Annotated in this window: 12 protein-coding genes and 1 pseudogene; 11 read left to right on the top strand and 2 right to left on the bottom strand. The window is 41.8% G+C overall.

The window, feature by feature from the left end; genetic code table 11:
• Window positions 1–28: 28 nt before the first annotated feature.
• Entirely contained in the window at window positions 29–577 is a 549-nt protein-coding gene (locus tag B4G81_RS12950; protein WP_294083166.1) for an FKBP-type peptidyl-prolyl cis-trans isomerase, read from the bottom strand.
• A gap of 11 nt (window positions 578–588) precedes the next feature.
• Window positions 589–2,133, bottom strand: a complete 1,545-nt coding sequence (locus B4G81_RS12945; protein WP_294083164.1) for a glycine--tRNA ligase — start codon at window positions 2,131–2,133, stop codon at window positions 589–591.
• 269 nt (window positions 2,134–2,402) lie between these two features.
• On the opposite strand from B4G81_RS12945, the gene B4G81_RS12940 reads away from it, so the two are divergent.
• From B4G81_RS12940 to B4G81_RS12890, 11 genes and pseudogenes are all read left to right on the top strand, one after another.
• The gene (locus tag B4G81_RS12940) at window positions 2,403–3,896 is read left to right on the top strand and encodes an oligosaccharide flippase family protein (protein ID WP_294083163.1); all 1,494 of its coding nucleotides are present in this window, start codon (window positions 2,403–2,405) and stop codon (window positions 3,894–3,896) included.
• A 144-nt stretch (window positions 3,897–4,040) separates the two neighbouring features.
• Entirely contained in the window at window positions 4,041–6,170 is a 2,130-nt protein-coding gene (locus B4G81_RS12935; RefSeq protein WP_294083160.1) for a S46 family peptidase, read from the top strand.
• A gap of 121 nt (window positions 6,171–6,291) precedes the next feature.
• A pseudogene (locus tag B4G81_RS12930) lies at window positions 6,292–6,545 on the top strand (cell filamentation protein Fic); the annotation flags it as partial.
• Window positions 6,540–6,671 carry a hypothetical protein gene (locus B4G81_RS12925; protein WP_294083322.1) on the top strand — a complete coding sequence of 44 codons (132 nt, stop codon included), beginning with the start codon at window positions 6,540–6,542 and terminating at the stop codon, window positions 6,669–6,671. The pseudogene B4G81_RS12930 and the gene B4G81_RS12925, both read left to right, overlap by 6 nt.
• Before the next feature lie 151 nt (window positions 6,672–6,822).
• Window positions 6,823–7,953, top strand: coding sequence for an ATP-binding protein (locus B4G81_RS12920; RefSeq protein WP_294083158.1), 1,131 nt, complete (start codon window positions 6,823–6,825; stop codon window positions 7,951–7,953).
• Window positions 7,954–8,822: 869 nt separating this feature from the next.
• Entirely contained in the window at window positions 8,823–9,383 is a 561-nt protein-coding gene (locus tag B4G81_RS12915; RefSeq protein ID WP_294083156.1) for a helix-turn-helix transcriptional regulator, read from the top strand.
• Window positions 9,335–9,733, top strand: coding sequence for a WYL domain-containing protein (locus B4G81_RS12910; RefSeq protein ID WP_349678756.1), 399 nt, complete (start codon window positions 9,335–9,337; stop codon window positions 9,731–9,733). The genes B4G81_RS12915 and B4G81_RS12910 overlap by 49 nt, the downstream gene beginning before the upstream one ends.
• A 249-nt stretch (window positions 9,734–9,982) precedes the next feature.
• A complete protein-coding gene (locus tag B4G81_RS12905) occupies window positions 9,983–12,136 on the top strand; it encodes a RagB/SusD family nutrient uptake outer membrane protein (RefSeq protein WP_294083154.1) in 2,154 nt (717 codons plus the stop codon).
• A 161-nt stretch (window positions 12,137–12,297) separates the two neighbouring features.
• Window positions 12,298–13,350 (top strand): metal-dependent transcriptional regulator, encoded by a 1,053-nt coding sequence (locus B4G81_RS12900; protein WP_294083152.1) that lies wholly within the window; start codon window positions 12,298–12,300, stop codon window positions 13,348–13,350.
• Window positions 13,328–15,673 carry a ferrous iron transport protein B gene (feoB, locus tag B4G81_RS12895; RefSeq protein WP_414703205.1) on the top strand — a complete coding sequence of 782 codons (2,346 nt, stop codon included), beginning with the start codon at window positions 13,328–13,330 and terminating at the stop codon, window positions 15,671–15,673. The genes B4G81_RS12900 and feoB overlap by 23 nt, the downstream gene beginning before the upstream one ends.
• Window positions 15,674–15,829: 156 nt before the next feature.
• Complete coding sequence (locus B4G81_RS12890) at window positions 15,830–16,531, top strand: class I SAM-dependent methyltransferase (protein ID WP_294083147.1); 702 nt, start codon at window positions 15,830–15,832, stop codon at window positions 16,529–16,531.
• The last annotated feature ends 5 nt before the right edge of the window (window positions 16,532–16,536 follow it).

Genomic DNA, 16,536 nt, shown 5'->3' with positions numbered 1-16,536 from the left:
AAAACGGCGCTCTCTGTATAGCAAGTTATTATATAATGCCGACCAGTTCAATTTCAAAAACCAGAGTGGTGTATGCCGGAATGTTTCCCGATGTGTTTTCAGAAGCGCCATAACCTAAATTCCAAGGTATCCATATTTCCCATTTATCGCCCTCCTGCATATGTTGCAGTGCAGTGGTAAATCCATCTATAAAACTATTTACTCCTAACGTATATGGAACGTTACTATTTGTTGCACTAAAGATTTTTTTGTTATAGATAGTTTGTCCCCGATTGTCAGTGTAAGTATCATCTTTGGTCCAATCATATTTAAACCAGCCGGTATAAAGCACTTTCACTTTGTCGGTAAAGTAAGGTGTTTCCCCATTTCCGGATTTAATCTCTTTATACATGATATAGCCATTCTTCGATTGAGAGTCAATTCTTTTATAGCCTTGTACCGTGGAGGCGATAATATTGGCAAATTGTGTTTCGTTAGCCAATTTCCATTGATCATCGAACGTCTCGGTCTTGTCGTCGCAAGCGGCAAAAAGGATAATTGCACAGAAGCTGAAAATCAGTGATAGTAGTTTCTTCATTGTTGTAATTTTTATACTGACAGTTGTTTCAACAAATATCTCATATCGGTTTTTTCGACGATAATACGCTGAAGCGAATCAATAGAGATTCTTTCCTGCTCCATTGTATCACGATAACGGATGGTTACCGTGTTATCTTCGAGCGTCTGGTGGTCGATAGTGGCGCAGAAAGGAGTGCCGATGGCATCCTGGCGGCGGTAGCGCTTGCCGATACTGTCTTTTTCGTCGTATTGACAAGCGAAGCTGAATTTGAGGTTATCCATCACTTCACGTGCTTTTTCAGCCAGACCATCCTTTTTTACCAGTGGAAGTATGGCCAGTTTAACCGGTGCAAGAGCTGGGGGAAGCTTCAGCAACACACGGATTTCTCCACCTTCCAGTGTTTCTTCGTGATAAGAGCCGGCAATGATTGAAAGAAACATCCTGTCTACCCCGATGGAAGTTTCCACTACATAGGGCACATACGATTTTCCCTGTTCCGGGTCGAAGTATTGTATCTTTTTACCGGAATATTTTTCGTGTTGGCTCAGGTCGAAATCGGTGCGGGAGTGAATTCCCTCCACCTCCTTAAAGCCGAACGGCATCTCAAACTCTATGTCGGTGGCGGCATTGGCATAGTGTGCCAGCTTGTCATGGTCGTGGAACCGGTATTTGTCCGCACCGAATCCCAACGCCTGGTGCCATTTCATGCGAAGCTGTTTCCAATGCTCAAACCATTTTAATTCTTCACCGGGAGCCACAAAGAATTGCATCTCCATCTGTTCGAATTCGCGCATGCGGAAGATGAACTGACGGGCCACGATTTCGTTGCGAAACGCTTTCCCTATTTGAGCGATACCAAACGGTATCTTCATACGTCCCGTTTTTTGCACATTCAGGAAGTTCACGAAGATGCCCTGTGCCGTTTCGGGACGAAGGTAGACCTTCATTGCTCCGTCGGCGGTAGAGCCCATCTCGGTGGAAAACATCAGGTTGAACTGGCGCACTTCCGTCCAGTTGCACGTGCCGCTGATGGGGCACACGATCTCGCAATCGATGATGATCTGTCGAAGCTCTTCCAGATTATTGTCGTTTAGCGCTTTGGCGAAACGGGTATGGATTTCGTCCCGTTTCTGCCGGTTTTCCAATATACGTGGATTGGTCTCGCGGAACATCGCTTCGTCGAACTGTTCGCCGAACCGTTTCGCCGCTTTCTGTACCTCTTTTTCTATTTTTTCATCGAATTTGGCCAAGTGGTCTTCTATCAGCACGTCGGCACGATACCGTTTTTTACTGTCTTTGTTGTCGATGAGCGGATCATTGAAAGCATCCACATGTCCCGATGCTTTCCAGATGGTAGGATGCATGAAAATGGCAGAATCGATCCCCACCACATTTTCGTGCAGCAGCACCATGCTGTCCCACCAGTATTTCTTGAGGTTGTTCTTGAGTTCCACACCCGTCTGCCCGTAATCATATACGGCGCTTAACCCATCATAAATCTCACTCGACTGAAATACGAACCCGTATTCTTTACAATGCGATACCAGTTTCTTAAAAACGTCGTCCTGTGCCATAAATATAAATTCAATTTCGACCTGCAAAGTAAGCTTTTTTTTTTCATATTTTTGCTATCATTCTTCTTAAAGATAAATAATGGTGCGCTTAGAGCCGGATGCTACAAAGAAAAATAGTACCTTTGCCATCGTTATGAGGGAAAGAGAGTTTATCAGTCAATTACTAATTACTAATTACCAATTACCAATTATTAAATCCAAAGTAGTCTTGGTTCCGGTTTTTAGTTTTTCACTATTTTACAACAATCTTCAAAAATTATAGAGATAATATGGCAGGAGGAATGAAATCATTGGCAAAGGAGACTTTCTTCTACGGAGTGGGAAGTGTCCTGCCCAGACTCCTTAGCTGGTTTTTATCGCTCTATTGGGCTTTTGCACTGCCGAAGATTTCTGATATCGGTGTGTTAGGTAATTTTTACGCCTGGGTAGCACTTTTGCAGGTGATACTCACTTATGGTATGGAGACCGGTTTCTTCCGTTATGCCAATAAAGAGGAGAATCCCGAAAGAGTTTTCACCACCACTTTCATCAGTATTGCTTCCACTACGTTGCTTTTCTTTGTGGCGGCACTTTTATTATTAGAACCGGCCGCTTTTGTACTGGGTGGTGTAGCCATGAAACCACATTACCTGTTAATGTTGGTAATTATTCTCTGTTTCGACGTGTTGGGTGCTATCCCTTTCGCAAATCTACGCTTCAAAAAACGGCCTATTCGTTTTGCAGCGATCAAGATAGCTAATGTGGTGTTGACTATTATATTCAACCTCTTTTTCTTTCTGGCTTGTCCTTGGCTGCAAACACTGTTTCCTGATATCTTTTCCTGGTTCGATATTAACCATGGGGTAGATTATATACTGATTTCTAACCTCACCGCATCGGTTATTCAATTTCTGATGGTATCGCCTGAACTGAAAATCAAGTTCACATTTGATCGTGTATTATTACGCCAGATACTAAGATATTCGTTTCCCATGCTTATATTGGGCATAGCGGGCATATTGAACCAGACTGTGGCTCAAATTGTTTTTCCCTGGATCTATCCGGATAAAGCTGTGGCATTTACCGAATTGGGTATTTATACGCAAAATATTAAGATCGCAGTGATCATGGTGATGTTTACCCAGGCTTTTCGTTATGCCTTTGAACCCTTCATCTTCGCGAAGAACAAAGGTGCTGCTGATGATCGTCAGTCATTCAGTGATGCGACCAAGTATTTTATTATTTTTGGGCTACTGATCTTTTTAGTGACAACCGGTTATATCGATATAATCAAGAAATTGATCCCCGAAGGCTATTATGAGGGATTAAAGATAGTGCCTATTGTTCTTTTGGCAGATCTATTCTCGGGTGTTTATTTTAATCTCTCGTTGTGGTATAAGCTTACGGACCAGACCCGGTGGGGGGCATATATATCTATCATTGGTTTTGTGATTACTATAGCGATCAATATCCTTTTTGTTCCCCGGTTCGGTTATATGGCTTGCGCATGGGCATTGCTTATAGCCAGCCTGGTCATGATGCTGGCTTCCTATTTCTTGGGACAAAAAAATTATCCTATTCCTTATAATCTCAAATCGGCAGGATCCTTTTTCATCTTGTCCATGATTCTTTTTGCGGGAATCACACTGGTGTATACCTATGTGCCGAACGTGTGGTTGCGGTTACTGGTCAATACGCTGTTAATCGCGGTGTATATCTTTGTGGTTGTTAAAAAGGAACTGCCTTTGCGGGCATTGCCGGTGGTGGGGAAATGGTTTAATTGATTTACTGATGTGATGATTTACGGAATAAAAATATGATGATAATATTTACGATAATTAGAATTTAAAGGGTTTATAAATATTTATAATTAAAATAAGCGTCTGTCTGAAATGAAAGGCAGGCAGCTAAGTGCAAAAAAGTAATTTATGAAGAAACTAGTTTTGTTGGTCGCAATATTTCTTGCGGCGGTAATGGTGAGAGCCGATGAGGGCATGTGGTTGCTCAAAGAGTTAAACAGGGAGAGTATTGCCCGCATGAAAGAGTTGGGATTTACGTTTCCAGTGGATCAATTATATGATGAGGACAAACCGTCGTTGAAAGATGCAGTAGTAATCTTTGGCGGTGGATGTACCGGTGTGGCAGTTTCTGATCAGGGACTGATATTTACCAACCACCATTGTGGTTACGGAGCCATTCAGAAGTTGAGTGCGGTGGAGCATGACTATCTGAAGGACGGGTTTGTTGCAAAGTCGCAAGGAGAAGAATTACCTGCCGATGGGCTTACTGTTTCCTTCCTGAAGTCGATGACGGATGTGACGGAGCGGTTATTGTCCCAGGTGCCTTCTGTCCTTAGTGAAATACAACGTGAGCGGGCTATTGATTCTCTCTCCACGGTGATGATGGAAGAGTATGAAAATGATCCTTTTACCAGTGTCAGGATAATTCCTTTTTACTCACGTAATAAATATTATCTGGTGCAATACGATCAATTTCGTGACGTACGACTTGTCACCACCCCGCCTTCTTCTGTGGGAAAATTCGGAGGAGATACCGACAATTGGATGTGGCCACGCCATACGGGCGATTTCTCTGTATTCCGTGTATATGCCGATAAAGACAATCGCCCTGCTGCTTACAGCAGCGAAAATGTACCCTATCAACCCAAATATGTGGTTCCGGTATCGCTCAAGGGTGTTACTGATGGTGATTATTCGATGACGGTGGGATATCCGGGCAGTACGCAACGCTATATGTCCTCCTGGGGTATCCGTCAGCGGATGGAATCGGAAAACAAACCCCGGATAGAAGTGAGGGGGGCCAAACAAGATATCTGGTGGGATGCTATGACTAAGAACGATACAATTCGTATCAAATATGCCAATAAATATGCCGGCAGCTCCAATTACTGGAAAAATTCCATGGGGATGAATGAAGCACTGACCAATCTTGCAGTGATTCCTGAAAAAGAGAAGCTAGAGAAAAGATTACAGGAGTGGATTAATCGGAGTCCGGTACGCAAGGCCAGGTATGGTAACATGCTTCCCATGCTGGAAGAAGCTTATACGGATTCAAACGATATGGCTCTTTATACTACCTATTTTCTGGAAACATTCAATAACGGAATTGAACTGATTCGCTTTGCTAATACCATCCTGCAATTCGATAGCAATGGTGCCGAAGCAGATAAGCAGGAGTTTATCAATGAACGGTTTATCGAATCATATAAGAATTATGAACCGGCTCTCGACAGGAAAGTGCTTCCTGTATTAATGAAACTTTATGCTGAACGTGTTCCGGAGAAATATCATCCCGATATCTACCAAAAAGTAAAAGAGGAGTTTGGTGGAGATTATGAACAATATGCTGGATGGTTGTTCGCCAATACGCGGTTTACTACGTTGGAAGACTTGCTGGAATTGCTCAAAACAGCCGATACGCAATCGCTTACACAGGACCCGGCGATGCAACTGGCACTGTCTACAGCTGATATGGGATATGAACTGTCGGGACAGATGATGTCCGCCTATGAGAAGATGCTTAAAGGAGAAAGAGAATTTATGGCTGCATTGATGGAGATGGATGCCGACAAGACTTTTTATCCCGATGCTACCTTTACCCAACGGATGAGTTATGGAACCGTGAGCGGATACCAACCCCGAGATGCTGTATGGTATAATTACTATACTACATCAAAAGGTATATTGGAAAAACAAAAACCGGGTGATCCCGAGTTCAATGTGCAGGACTATATCTTAGACGCCATCCGTTCCGGAGATTTCGGTGGGTATGCTGATCCGGAAGGTGTGTTGAGAGTTAATTTCCTATCGAATAACGATATCACCGGTGGTAATTCGGGGAGCCCGGTGCTGAACGGAAATGCAGAGCTGATCGGACTGGCATTCGACGGAAACTGGGAATCACTGAGTGGCGATATCCTCTTTGAACCGGAAATGCAACGTATGATCAGCGTGGATATCCGTTACGTACTGTATGTCATCGACAAGGTGATGGGTGCATCCAATGTGATCGACGAGCTGAAGCTGGTAAAAAGGTGAAAAAGTGCCTTCCTGTTTCTGATTTTTCTACAATAAATTCCTGTTTTTACCCGTAAAAACAGGAATTTATTGTATTTTAGCTCCTTTAAATATGTTCATTACAAATCCATGAGAACAGAAGATGGTTTATTCACGTGAAGTGCATGCTGTTTGGGATGAAGAAAACAACAAATGGTTGTTTTCCGTTTTGGATATTGTTGCCGTGCTCACAAGCCAAAACGATTATATAAAAACACGAAACTACTGGAAATATCTCAAAGCCAAACTGAAAAAAGAGGGAAACGAACTGGGTAGTGTCACTCCCCAATTGAAATTGAAAGCACCTGACGGAAAAAGAGACTATCAAACGTTCTCGATTATGATGGAGTGATGATACAAAGTTCCGTAAACAGTGCCGGGTTAAAGTCATTGCTAAAAGATGCCCTCACGGATGAAATCCACAGTCGTGAAATGTTCATGAAGGGAATTGACTATTCCTATTATTATGAAGAAAATGAGTGAAGAAAGAGTGCTTTGATGATTACAAAATAGGAACAACTTTTATTATGGTAATTAATAGAAAGCCAAAAAACGTCATTACAGTGACAATTTTTACGTAAAAATTGTCACTGTAATGATTTATTTCTATTTTTGTCCAAAATAAAAAGAAGTAGTGAAACCAATAAAACGATTATTACAAGACAGGATAGCGGTCAGGATAGAACCCAATAGGGCTATTCTTATCTTTGGGGCAAGAAGAGTAGGGAAAACTGTGTTGATGCGGCAGTTAATAGATAGATTTGAAGGGAAAGTAATGCTACTCAATGGAGAAGATTACGATACATTGGCCCTTTTGAAAGAACGATCTATTGCCAATTACAGACATATTTTGGAAGGTGTGGATTTATTGGCTATAGATGAAGCACAACATATACCCGATATTGGATCAAAACTAAAGCTTATTGTTGATGAGGTTGAAGGTATTCGTGTGATTGCAAGTGGATCTTCTTCATTCGATTTACTCAATAAGGCCGGAGAGCCGTTAGTGGGAAGAAGTACAAAATTTCATCTAACTCCACTCTCACAAAGAGAAATAGCATCAGTTGAAACAGCATTGGAAACCCGCCGGAATCTTGAGTCGCGTTTAATCTATGGAGCTTACCCCGAAGTGGTGACATTGGATAGTTTTGAGCGTAAGAGTGATTATTTGCGTGATATTGTAGATGCTTACCTGCTGAAAGATATTTTGGCAATTGATGGATTGAAGAATTCGGGAAAAATGAAAGACCTTTTACGCCTGATTGCTTTTCAACTCGGGAATGAAGTCTCTTATGACGAACTGGGTAAACAGCTTGGTATGAGTAAGAATACCGTTGAAAAATACCTCGACCTGCTTTCCAAGGTGTTTGTCATTTTTCGTCTTGGAGCCTACGCCCGTAATCTACGCAAAGAGGTGACAAAAGCAGGTAAATGGTATTTTACCGATAATGGCATTCGTAATGCTATTATTGGCAATTTTAACCCTCTCTCGATTCGACAAGATGCAGGTTCGTTATGGGAAAATTATCTGATAAGCGAACGCATCAAGGCTAATTATAATCAGGGCTTGGGTAAAGAATTTTTTTTCTGGAGAACGTATGATCAACAAGAGATAGATCTTATAGAGGAAGGCGCAGGTTCCCTTACCGCATTTGAATTCAAAAGGGGAGATAAAAAACCGAAGATACCGGATATTTTTAAAAAGACATATCCTGACGCTACTTACGATATTATCAATAGGGATAATTATCTGGATTTTGTATAAGCTCTGTTCAGATGATTTTTTCAAAAGTAATCGATAAGGCTAAAGAATCCTGCATAGATGCAGGTGAATCGATTTTTAACCATTTTCCTGACATCAGGAAAATGGTTAGGATTGGTTCAGGTGCTGAAAGAGAAATTAACCAGATATAGGTAAATGGGTAATTAATTCGACTTAGCTGCAATTTGGGTTAAGCATCGAGAGAAATGCGGATAAAGTTGTACCTCATCAAGAAAACTAACGTATTGTTTGCATTGTTCAGTTTTCCACCGGCCACTATTTTACGCCTTGAGTAGGAGAACGAAACAATAATCCAGATATAATTTCAGTTGTCGAGTCATTCTCGATAACTCATAATTGACTACTTTCCAAAATTTGTTTCAAAATCGTCTAAACGATTGAATGTTTATTACTATCTTTAACCCATTGTTGCATTTTGTTTGTATCAATAATAAAAATACAACTTTTTTTGGTGAAGCAAAAAGGGAGTAATCCTTTTTTACTAAATTTTATTCAGTCTGTAGTAGGCGTTAAATAATCACTATTGATGAAAAATCGCACATTTCGTCGCAAATTATATAATTCTATAGAACAAACGAAGAGGATATGAAAATATTTAATGTAATAATATCAAGGATTGTGGAGGTTTGCCTTATTAAAATGCCATCTAGTGGTTATTAAATTTCAACTTGTTTATGTCAACCAATAAGAATGCTCAATTTACGCTACCAGATACTTGATCGTTGCTTTAGCAATTTTCAACGTTATATGAAATTGGGGATCTTCTTGATGAGGTCAACGAACGGCTTTGTGATTTATACGGGAGTGATGCGATGATTAAAGAGCGGCAATTGCGAGAGGATATTAGATTTATGAGAGAGCGGCACGTATATGATGCCCCAATCAAAGCATATTCATATAACGGTAAACGTTGTTATTATCGGTATAAAGACGAGGACTTCTCTATATTTAAAAACGAATTATCATCCGAAGAATTGACAAATTTGCGTTCTACTTTGGAGATGTCGGGACGATATCGTGGCATTCCAAATTATGCATGGTTGGAAGAAGTTGTTTCGAATTTGGAATATCGTTTTGGGGTAAGACCAAACAGTGAAAATGTTGTCTCCTTTGAACAGAATGAAAAACTCAAAGGACTTGAATATCTCTCCGATATTATTGACGCTACTGTAAATCATCAGTCTTTGGAAATACGATATGTGACTTTTAAGGGGAAAGAGATTCTCAGTGTAGTACATCCATATCATGTAAAACAGTTCAATAACAGGTGGTTTCTTTTTGGACTGGAAGAGGGTGAGAATGATGTTTATATATCAAATAAGGCATTGGATCGTATCCGGAAAATTTCTACTTCAGATAAAGAATTCATCAAAAATACATTCATAGATTTTCTACTTTTTTTGATGATATAGTAGGAGTAACTCATCCTAAGGAGGAGATAATCAAAGAGACTGTTATTTTACAATTTGATGCAGACCGTTTCCCGTATGTGCTGAATAAACCCATACATCATTCCCAAAAGGTATTGAGTGAAAAAGAATATATAGTAAGTATCGAGGTGTGCCCAAACAAGGAACTTGAAGCACTTATTTTTTCGTATGGTCCACAAGTAGAGGTACTGTCTCCCGAATGGTTTAGAACACAACTTTATAAGAAAATAGAAGAAAATCTGAAAAAATATTTAACTGTGCAGAAAGGCTGCATTGATGATAAAGAACTTTGCAGTGTTGTAACAGAAAGTGATCATAATTATGAATGTTAATTTTTGCTTATGGCACGTTTTGTTGATTCGTATACCGAAGAAGAAAAACTTTACTTTGTTGATTAAATGATAAACTTGTCAAAGAACTTATTGAGTTTGCGGCTATTGCCGCATAACTATACTTTAAAAAAATAACGAACGATTGTAATATGGTTTACGGATAATAAAACTCGTTGTATCTTTGTAGGAGATATTAGAGGTTTAGAGAAGTATTTAGCATTTTATAGTAATTGATAAATTTTAAATCAGATGAAAAAAGTGAGTTGTCTAATACTGTTGATTTTCTTTTTAATTTCTTGCGAAAAAGATAAGGGGACTGAGTTCCCTGTTAGCAAAAATTATAGCTTGACGGGAAAAATAGAAAAGGGGCCTTTTGTGAAAGGTTCCAAGGTGTCAATACAAGAGCTTGACCAGAATATGGTTCCAACGGGGAAATTATTTACATCTACGATTAATACAGATGATGGCTCTTTTGAGTTGAAAGGTGTCGAACTCGCTTCGCCGTTTGTAGAACTGATTGCTGACGGTTATTTTTATAATGAAACATCCGGCGATTTATCCAAGGGACAAATAACATTATCCGGATTAGCCGATTTAACGGAGCAATCCACAGTCAATGTAAATATTTTGACTCATCTTGCAAAGAGCCGTATCTCTTTTTTGATGGAAAATGAAAACTTGTCATTGAAATCTGCGCAGGATAAATCTCAAGGAGAATTGTTGTCCATGTTTGGACTTCAAGAAAATAATGATAAATCATTTACAGAAGTATCTATTACGGATGGAACAAATATGGCAGCTTCACAAATTTTGATCTCGTCGGTATTGTTGAAGAATAGGTCTGAAGCCCAATTTACCGAATTTATTACAAATCTGTCAAGTTCTTTTAAAACAACAGGATCTTTTTCGTCTGAAATAAAAGAAGAATTATGGGCAACGAGTGTCAATTTAGATATTGATTACATTTCAAGAAAATTAGTCGAACGATATGCTTCGATAAATAAAGACATAAAAGTATTGGATCTTTCCTATTTTATCGACTGGGATAAAGATGGTATCGCAGGAAATGAATTAGGTGATATAAATGAAGAAAAAGTATTGTCATTTGAAATAGATACATTGAGAATAGGCAAAGAGGGAGGAGATTTTACAATCAACATACAATCCAATATTCCATTTACTAATTCCTCTAATGCCACATCCGAAGAGTATTTTGATGGAATTTACACTCCGATAAAAATTTTATCGTCGAAGCTGCAAGAAAAAGAGCTGATATTAAAAATAGCACCTGCTAACGGAGCTTTCATTTCCGGTACTACTTTTACCATTCACAGCTATGACGGAAAACTTAGCGCCAGCATAGTTATACAGCAAGAAGGGGATATGGATAAAATTTCTGAGAACAAAAGATTGTCTGAAATTTTCGAATCGATCATGGATAATGCTTTTCTAGCGTTGGATTATAATTATACAGCTGAAGTACTTTATACCCATGCAACCAATCAGCCAAGCAACAATGAATGGGCTCAATTTTACAATAATCAAATATCTCCATCTTCTTCTATCTTAAGGAGTATGTGGGAAAAAAATTACCAGCTCATAAATCGATTGAATTCCCTTATTAATTTTGAAGAACTTCCAAAGGAACTAGAAGCCCAGTGTATTACTTTGAGATCAATAGCTTTTTATCAGATGGTCATATTATGGGAGAATATAGTGTATGTGGAGAATGTTGATTTAAGCAATATCGATCTTCCTCAGATAAGCAAGAATGAATCTCTTCAAAAAATCCGCACTGATTTAAATGAATGTTTGGATTTCTTATTATCATCGAAAAGTAAAGATTCTCAACTTATGCCTGTTTCGCGATTCATCGCAGAAGGTATCCTTGCCAAAGTGCTCATAAACGAGAAAAAATACCAACAAGCGCTGGATTTGTTGGAAAAGAATATCAATAGTGCTTTGTATGCGCTTGCAGCGAGCAATTCAAACATATTCGAAAAAGGAAACGTTGAAGATATATACTCTGTTCGAATCCAAGGCGAAAGTAATTTCAAAAAAGCATATTCGCAAGCGGAGATATTTCCGATCCTGAGATACACCGAAATATTATTACTGGCGTCAGAGTGTTCTTTTCATTTGGGATTAAATGGGCAAGCACTTAAATATTTGAACCAAGTAGAAAAGCGAAGTGGAGTTACTCCATCCTCAACAATAACACTTGAAGGAATACAAGAACGTTGGAGAGATGAATTACAGGGAAATTTTTCCTATTTCGACTTCCTAAAAAGAAACGGAATGGCTATAGAGAAATTGAATCTACAGTCTTATAGAGACTTATTTCCTATTCCGGACGTCGAATTAATGATGAACCCTAACTTGAGACAAAATCCCGGGTATTGATACTTGGTTATGTGGTTCGACTATATTAGAAACGAAGACTCTGTTGCACCGGAATATTACAACGTCCAACCTTTAAATCTTTTGCTGGATGAATCTAAATATATAATTTTGTGGCTTCTAAACAATGGTGATGATGAACATCAAATAGTAGTGGAAATCGTATGGAGAGTTATTATTATCCCATCATTTCAATATCGATTTTCGTTTTGCTTCTCCTTTTCCTTTGCTGGCTATTTTGGCCGCAAAAAGGATTATGGGCAAAATTAAAAAGATTAAATACCGATAGTCAACGTGTGCTGTTGGAGGATGCGCTAAAGTATTTGTATGACTGCGAGTACAAGGGCTCGGAATGTAAACCGGAAAACCTCTCGGACAATCTGGGCATATCCAAAGAGAAGTTGCATAAATTGTTGAAGCGGCTTCAATCGTTGGATTTGATTTCTTCGGCAAACGGGAGCTATAGCCTGACGGAAACCGGGCGTTCTTATGCCTTGCGTGTCATCCGGATGCACCGGGTCTGGGAGCGTTACCTCGCCGATGAGACCGGATTGCCGCATACCGAATGGCATACCCAAGCCGATTATCTCGAGCACACCTTGACCGGGGAAGATGTGGAGAAACTGGCTGCCCGTATCGGTAATCCGGCTTTTGACCCGCATGGAGACCCCATTCCTTCTGCTACGGGGGAGTTGCCTGTCCATAAAGGTCAGCCCTTAAGCGAGTTAAAAGAGGGTGATGTGGCACGCATCATCCATATAGAAGATGAACCGGTAGAAATTTATCAACAACTGGCAGCAGAGGGGCTTTATCCCGGATTGCAAATTTATGTCCTGAAAACGGAGAAAGACAGGATAATCTTCGCCGCTGATGGAGAAGAGCGTGTATTGATACCCCGGTTCGCGGAAGCGGTAACGGTAGAAATTGTGGTCGGGGAAAATGTGGCTTCAGTAAAACAGGAACGGCTGTCGTCGCTTAAAGTAGGAGAAAAGGCCGAAGTGGTGGGGATCTCACTTAATTTCCAGGGGCAACAGCGCCGCCGGTTGATGGACCTGGGGCTTGTCCCGGGACAGCGGATTTCTGCCATCATCCAGAGCGCCTCGGGTGATCCCGTAGGGTATCGGGTGATGGGAACCACTATCGGGATCCGGCGAAGCCAGGCCGACCAGATTTTCATCAGGAACAAAGAAAAGGATGATTATGGAAGCAAAAAATAGTTGTGAAGCTTGTCCCGTATATCACAAGGAAAACTTGACCCGTTTGGGGGTAGATCTGGAAAATGCCGATTATGTGATCACGCTTGCCGGTAATCCCAACACGGGTAAAAGTACGGTTTTCAACAACCTCACCGGACTGAGGCAGCATACCGGCAACTGGCCGGGGAAAACGGTCACCCGTGCCGAAGGAGCATACTCTTATAATGAAAAAAGATACAAGGTGGTCGATTTACCGGGTACCTATTCGTTACTCTCCACGAGTGTGGATGAGGAGGTGGCCCGTGACTTCATATTGTTTGGGCGGCCCAACGTCACGGTCATTGTGGCCGACGCCACGCGCCTCGAACGGAATTTGAACCTCACCCTCCAGATCCTTGAAATAACCGACCGGGCCGTGCTCTGCGTCAACCTGATGGATGAAGCCCGCCGGAACCATATTGAAATAAATATCCGTGCGCTTTCCCGTGAATTGGGAATTCCCGTGATTGCCGCCTCGGCGCGGAGCAAGCAAGGAATGCAAGAGCTCCTGTCTGCTATTGAGGAGGTGGCTTCGGGGAAATATACCTGCAAGCCCCGCCGGATAAAAAGCCAGCCGGCCAACCTGAAGCATGCGATATCGGTGATTGCCGAAAAGATAAACGGGGTTTTTCCCGACCTTCCCAATGTGAACTGGGTCGCCCTGCGCCTTCTCGAAGGCGACCAAAGTATTATCGATGCCATCCGGTCGGGCGATCTGGGTTCGCTGAAGCAGGATTTGCCTTCTACCGTTTCAGAAGAAGAGAGGGATTTGAAGGCAGGGTTGGCTTCACAGGAAAGAGTTACATCACAGGAAAGAGTTACATCACAGGGAAGAGTTACATCGCGGGAAGGAACTGCATCACAACAAGGACAAAATACTTTGAAAGAGCGGGAAGAGGTATTGTCCGTCGCCAACGCGGAGCGGTGGGATCTTGGGCTGAACTTCCACGATACCGTCATCGAGACCATTTACTCCGAAGCATCGGCAGTCGCCCAAAAAACAGTCTCTCTGTCGGGAAACAAACCGCCTTACAGCCTCGATTTGAAGATCGACAAGATAGTAACGGGCAAATGGACGGGATTTCCCATCATGTTCCTGCTGCTGGCCGGCGTTTTCTGGATCACTATTTCGGGCGCCAATTACCCTTCGGGTTTGTTGTTTTCCCTATTGGTGGACAAGCTGCACCCCCTGCTGAACGAATGGGCGCAGGCTGCCCATTTTCCCTGGTGGCTGAGCGGCGTCCTGATCGACGGTGCCTACTTGTCAATGGCCTGGGTCATATCCGTCATGCTGCCGCCAATGGCCATCTTTTTCCCGCTTTTCACTTTGCTGGAAGATTTTGGATACCTTCCGCGGGTAGCATTCAATATGGATAGCCTGTTCCGTAAAGCGGGGGCACATGGCAAGCAGGCGCTGACCATGAGTATGGGGTTCGGCTGCAACGCCGCCGGAGTGGTGGCGGCACGTGTGATCGACAGTCCTAGAGAGCGACTAATTGCCATTATCACCAACAATTTCTCCCTCTGCAACGGACGGTGGCCGACCCAAATTCTTATCGCTACCATTTTTATCGGTGCCGCTGTGCCTGCGGCCATGGCCGGCGTTGTTTCCGCTGCCGCTGTAGTGGGTGTCGCCCTATTGGGAATTTTTCTGAGCCTTGTCGTGTCGTGGGGACTGAGCAAAACGGTGTTGAAAGGGGAAGCCTCCACTTTCAGCCTGGAACTTCCTCCATACCGTCCTCCGCGGATATGGCAGACCTTGTATACTTCGCTTATCGACCGTACACTTTTCGTATTATGGCGGGCTATGGTCTTCGCCGTGCCGGCCGGAATTGTCATCTGGTTGGTAGCCAATGTCACTATTAGCGGGGTCAGCCTGGCGGAATATTTCATCGACTGGTCCAATCCATTCGCGCTTATTTTCGGATTAAACGGCATTATCCTGTTGGCGTATATTATCGCCGTACCGGCCAATGAAATCGTGATTCCCACCATATTGATGCTTACCGTCCTGATGACCGGAATTACCGGTGTGGGAGCAGGAGCGGGCGTGATGATCGACAATGCTTCCATCGGCCAGACAGGGGATATCCTGCGCGCCGGGGGATGGACCACTCTCACGGCCGTGAATCTTATGTTGTTCAGCCTGCTGCACAACCCCTGTTCCACCACTATCTTCACGATATACAAGGAAACCAGAAGCGTGAAATGGACGATGGTTTCCACCTTCTTGCCATTGGCTTTAGGATTTACCATTTGTTTCCTCACCACACACATCTGGTTTTTGATACATCCCTTATCCTGACAAATTATAGCTAACAGGCTTTTATCATCATAAACTCCCCAAAAGTAGTGCCTTTCCGTCAAAAAAATCCCAATTTTGAGGGATTGAAAACTTCCTGTAGAGGCTGTATTTTTGTTGCGAATAAATTGGAGTTTCAATATGGTAGCTGATTGGAAAATGAGGAAAATAGAGATATTTGAAAATGAAAGGGCGACGGGCTATGATCAGTTTGTGGAAAGGTGGATACCCAACTACCATTATTTCATGGGTCATCTTCCTGATTTATTGAGTGATGCCTATCCGAAAGAATTACTGGTTGTTGGTTGTGGAACGGGTAATGAAATCATGTGTTTTGTCAATTCACCGGAACGATGGCAGATTACGGGAATAGATCCCTCGCCGGGCATGATCATTCAGGCACGTGAAAAATTAAAAAACCGCGATAACGTAAAGCTAATCGAGGGTTTGGTTACAGACCTTGCTATCGACAAAAAATATAATGCCGCTACACTTTTGTTGGTTCTACATTTTATTGAAGACAATGGCAATAAACTGCAAATTCTGAAAGGTATTGCTGATAGATTAATGCCTGGAGCTAAGTTCGTAATACTCGACATCACCGGTGATAAAAAACAGATCAGGGATAATTTAGAAGTCCTTAAACTTCTTTTGCCGCAAGGGTTGAACGAGCAGGAAATCAGCGAACGTCTCAATAGAATTGAAAATAAATTTCATACCGTATCCGAAGAACGCTTGTCGGAACTATTGCAGGAAGCCGGATTCGAGAAACCGCTACGCTTTTTCCAATCTTCGATATATATGGGTTGGATAACACACAAAAAGCCAAATCCGGATTTACATGGGGGATCGACGATATAGTATCT

This window comes from Proteiniphilum sp. UBA5384 (assembly GCF_002410825.1).
Taxonomy (GTDB): domain Bacteria; phylum Bacteroidota; class Bacteroidia; order Bacteroidales; family Dysgonomonadaceae; genus Proteiniphilum.
This window is presented reverse-complemented; position numbering and strand designations above follow the sequence as displayed.

Excerpts from the sequence above, each read along its gene's own strand:
- B4G81_RS12890 (WP_294083147.1), top strand. The coding sequence starts at position 15,830 with ATGAGGAAAATAGAGATATTTGAAAATGAAAGGGCGACGGGCTATGAT.
- B4G81_RS12940 (WP_294083163.1), top strand. The coding sequence starts at position 2,403 with ATGGCAGGAGGAATGAAATCATTGGCAAAGGAGACTTTCTTCTACGGA.
- B4G81_RS12905 (WP_294083154.1), top strand. The coding sequence starts at position 9,983 with ATGAAAAAAGTGAGTTGTCTAATACTGTTGATTTTCTTTTTAATTTCT.
- feoB (WP_414703205.1), top strand. The coding sequence starts at position 13,328 with ATGATTATGGAAGCAAAAAATAGTTGTGAAGCTTGTCCCGTATATCAC.
- B4G81_RS12925 (WP_294083322.1), top strand. The coding sequence starts at position 6,540 with ATGATACAAAGTTCCGTAAACAGTGCCGGGTTAAAGTCATTGCTAAAA.
- B4G81_RS12945 (WP_294083164.1), bottom strand. The coding sequence starts at position 2,133 with ATGGCACAGGACGACGTTTTTAAGAAACTGGTATCGCATTGTAAAGAA.
- B4G81_RS12900 (WP_294083152.1), top strand. The coding sequence starts at position 12,298 with ATGGAGAGTTATTATTATCCCATCATTTCAATATCGATTTTCGTTTTG.
- B4G81_RS12950 (WP_294083166.1), bottom strand. The coding sequence starts at position 577 with ATGAAGAAACTACTATCACTGATTTTCAGCTTCTGTGCAATTATCCTT.
- B4G81_RS12935 (WP_294083160.1), top strand. The coding sequence starts at position 4,041 with ATGAAGAAACTAGTTTTGTTGGTCGCAATATTTCTTGCGGCGGTAATG.
- B4G81_RS12915 (WP_294083156.1), top strand. The coding sequence starts at position 8,823 with ATGAGAGAGCGGCACGTATATGATGCCCCAATCAAAGCATATTCATAT.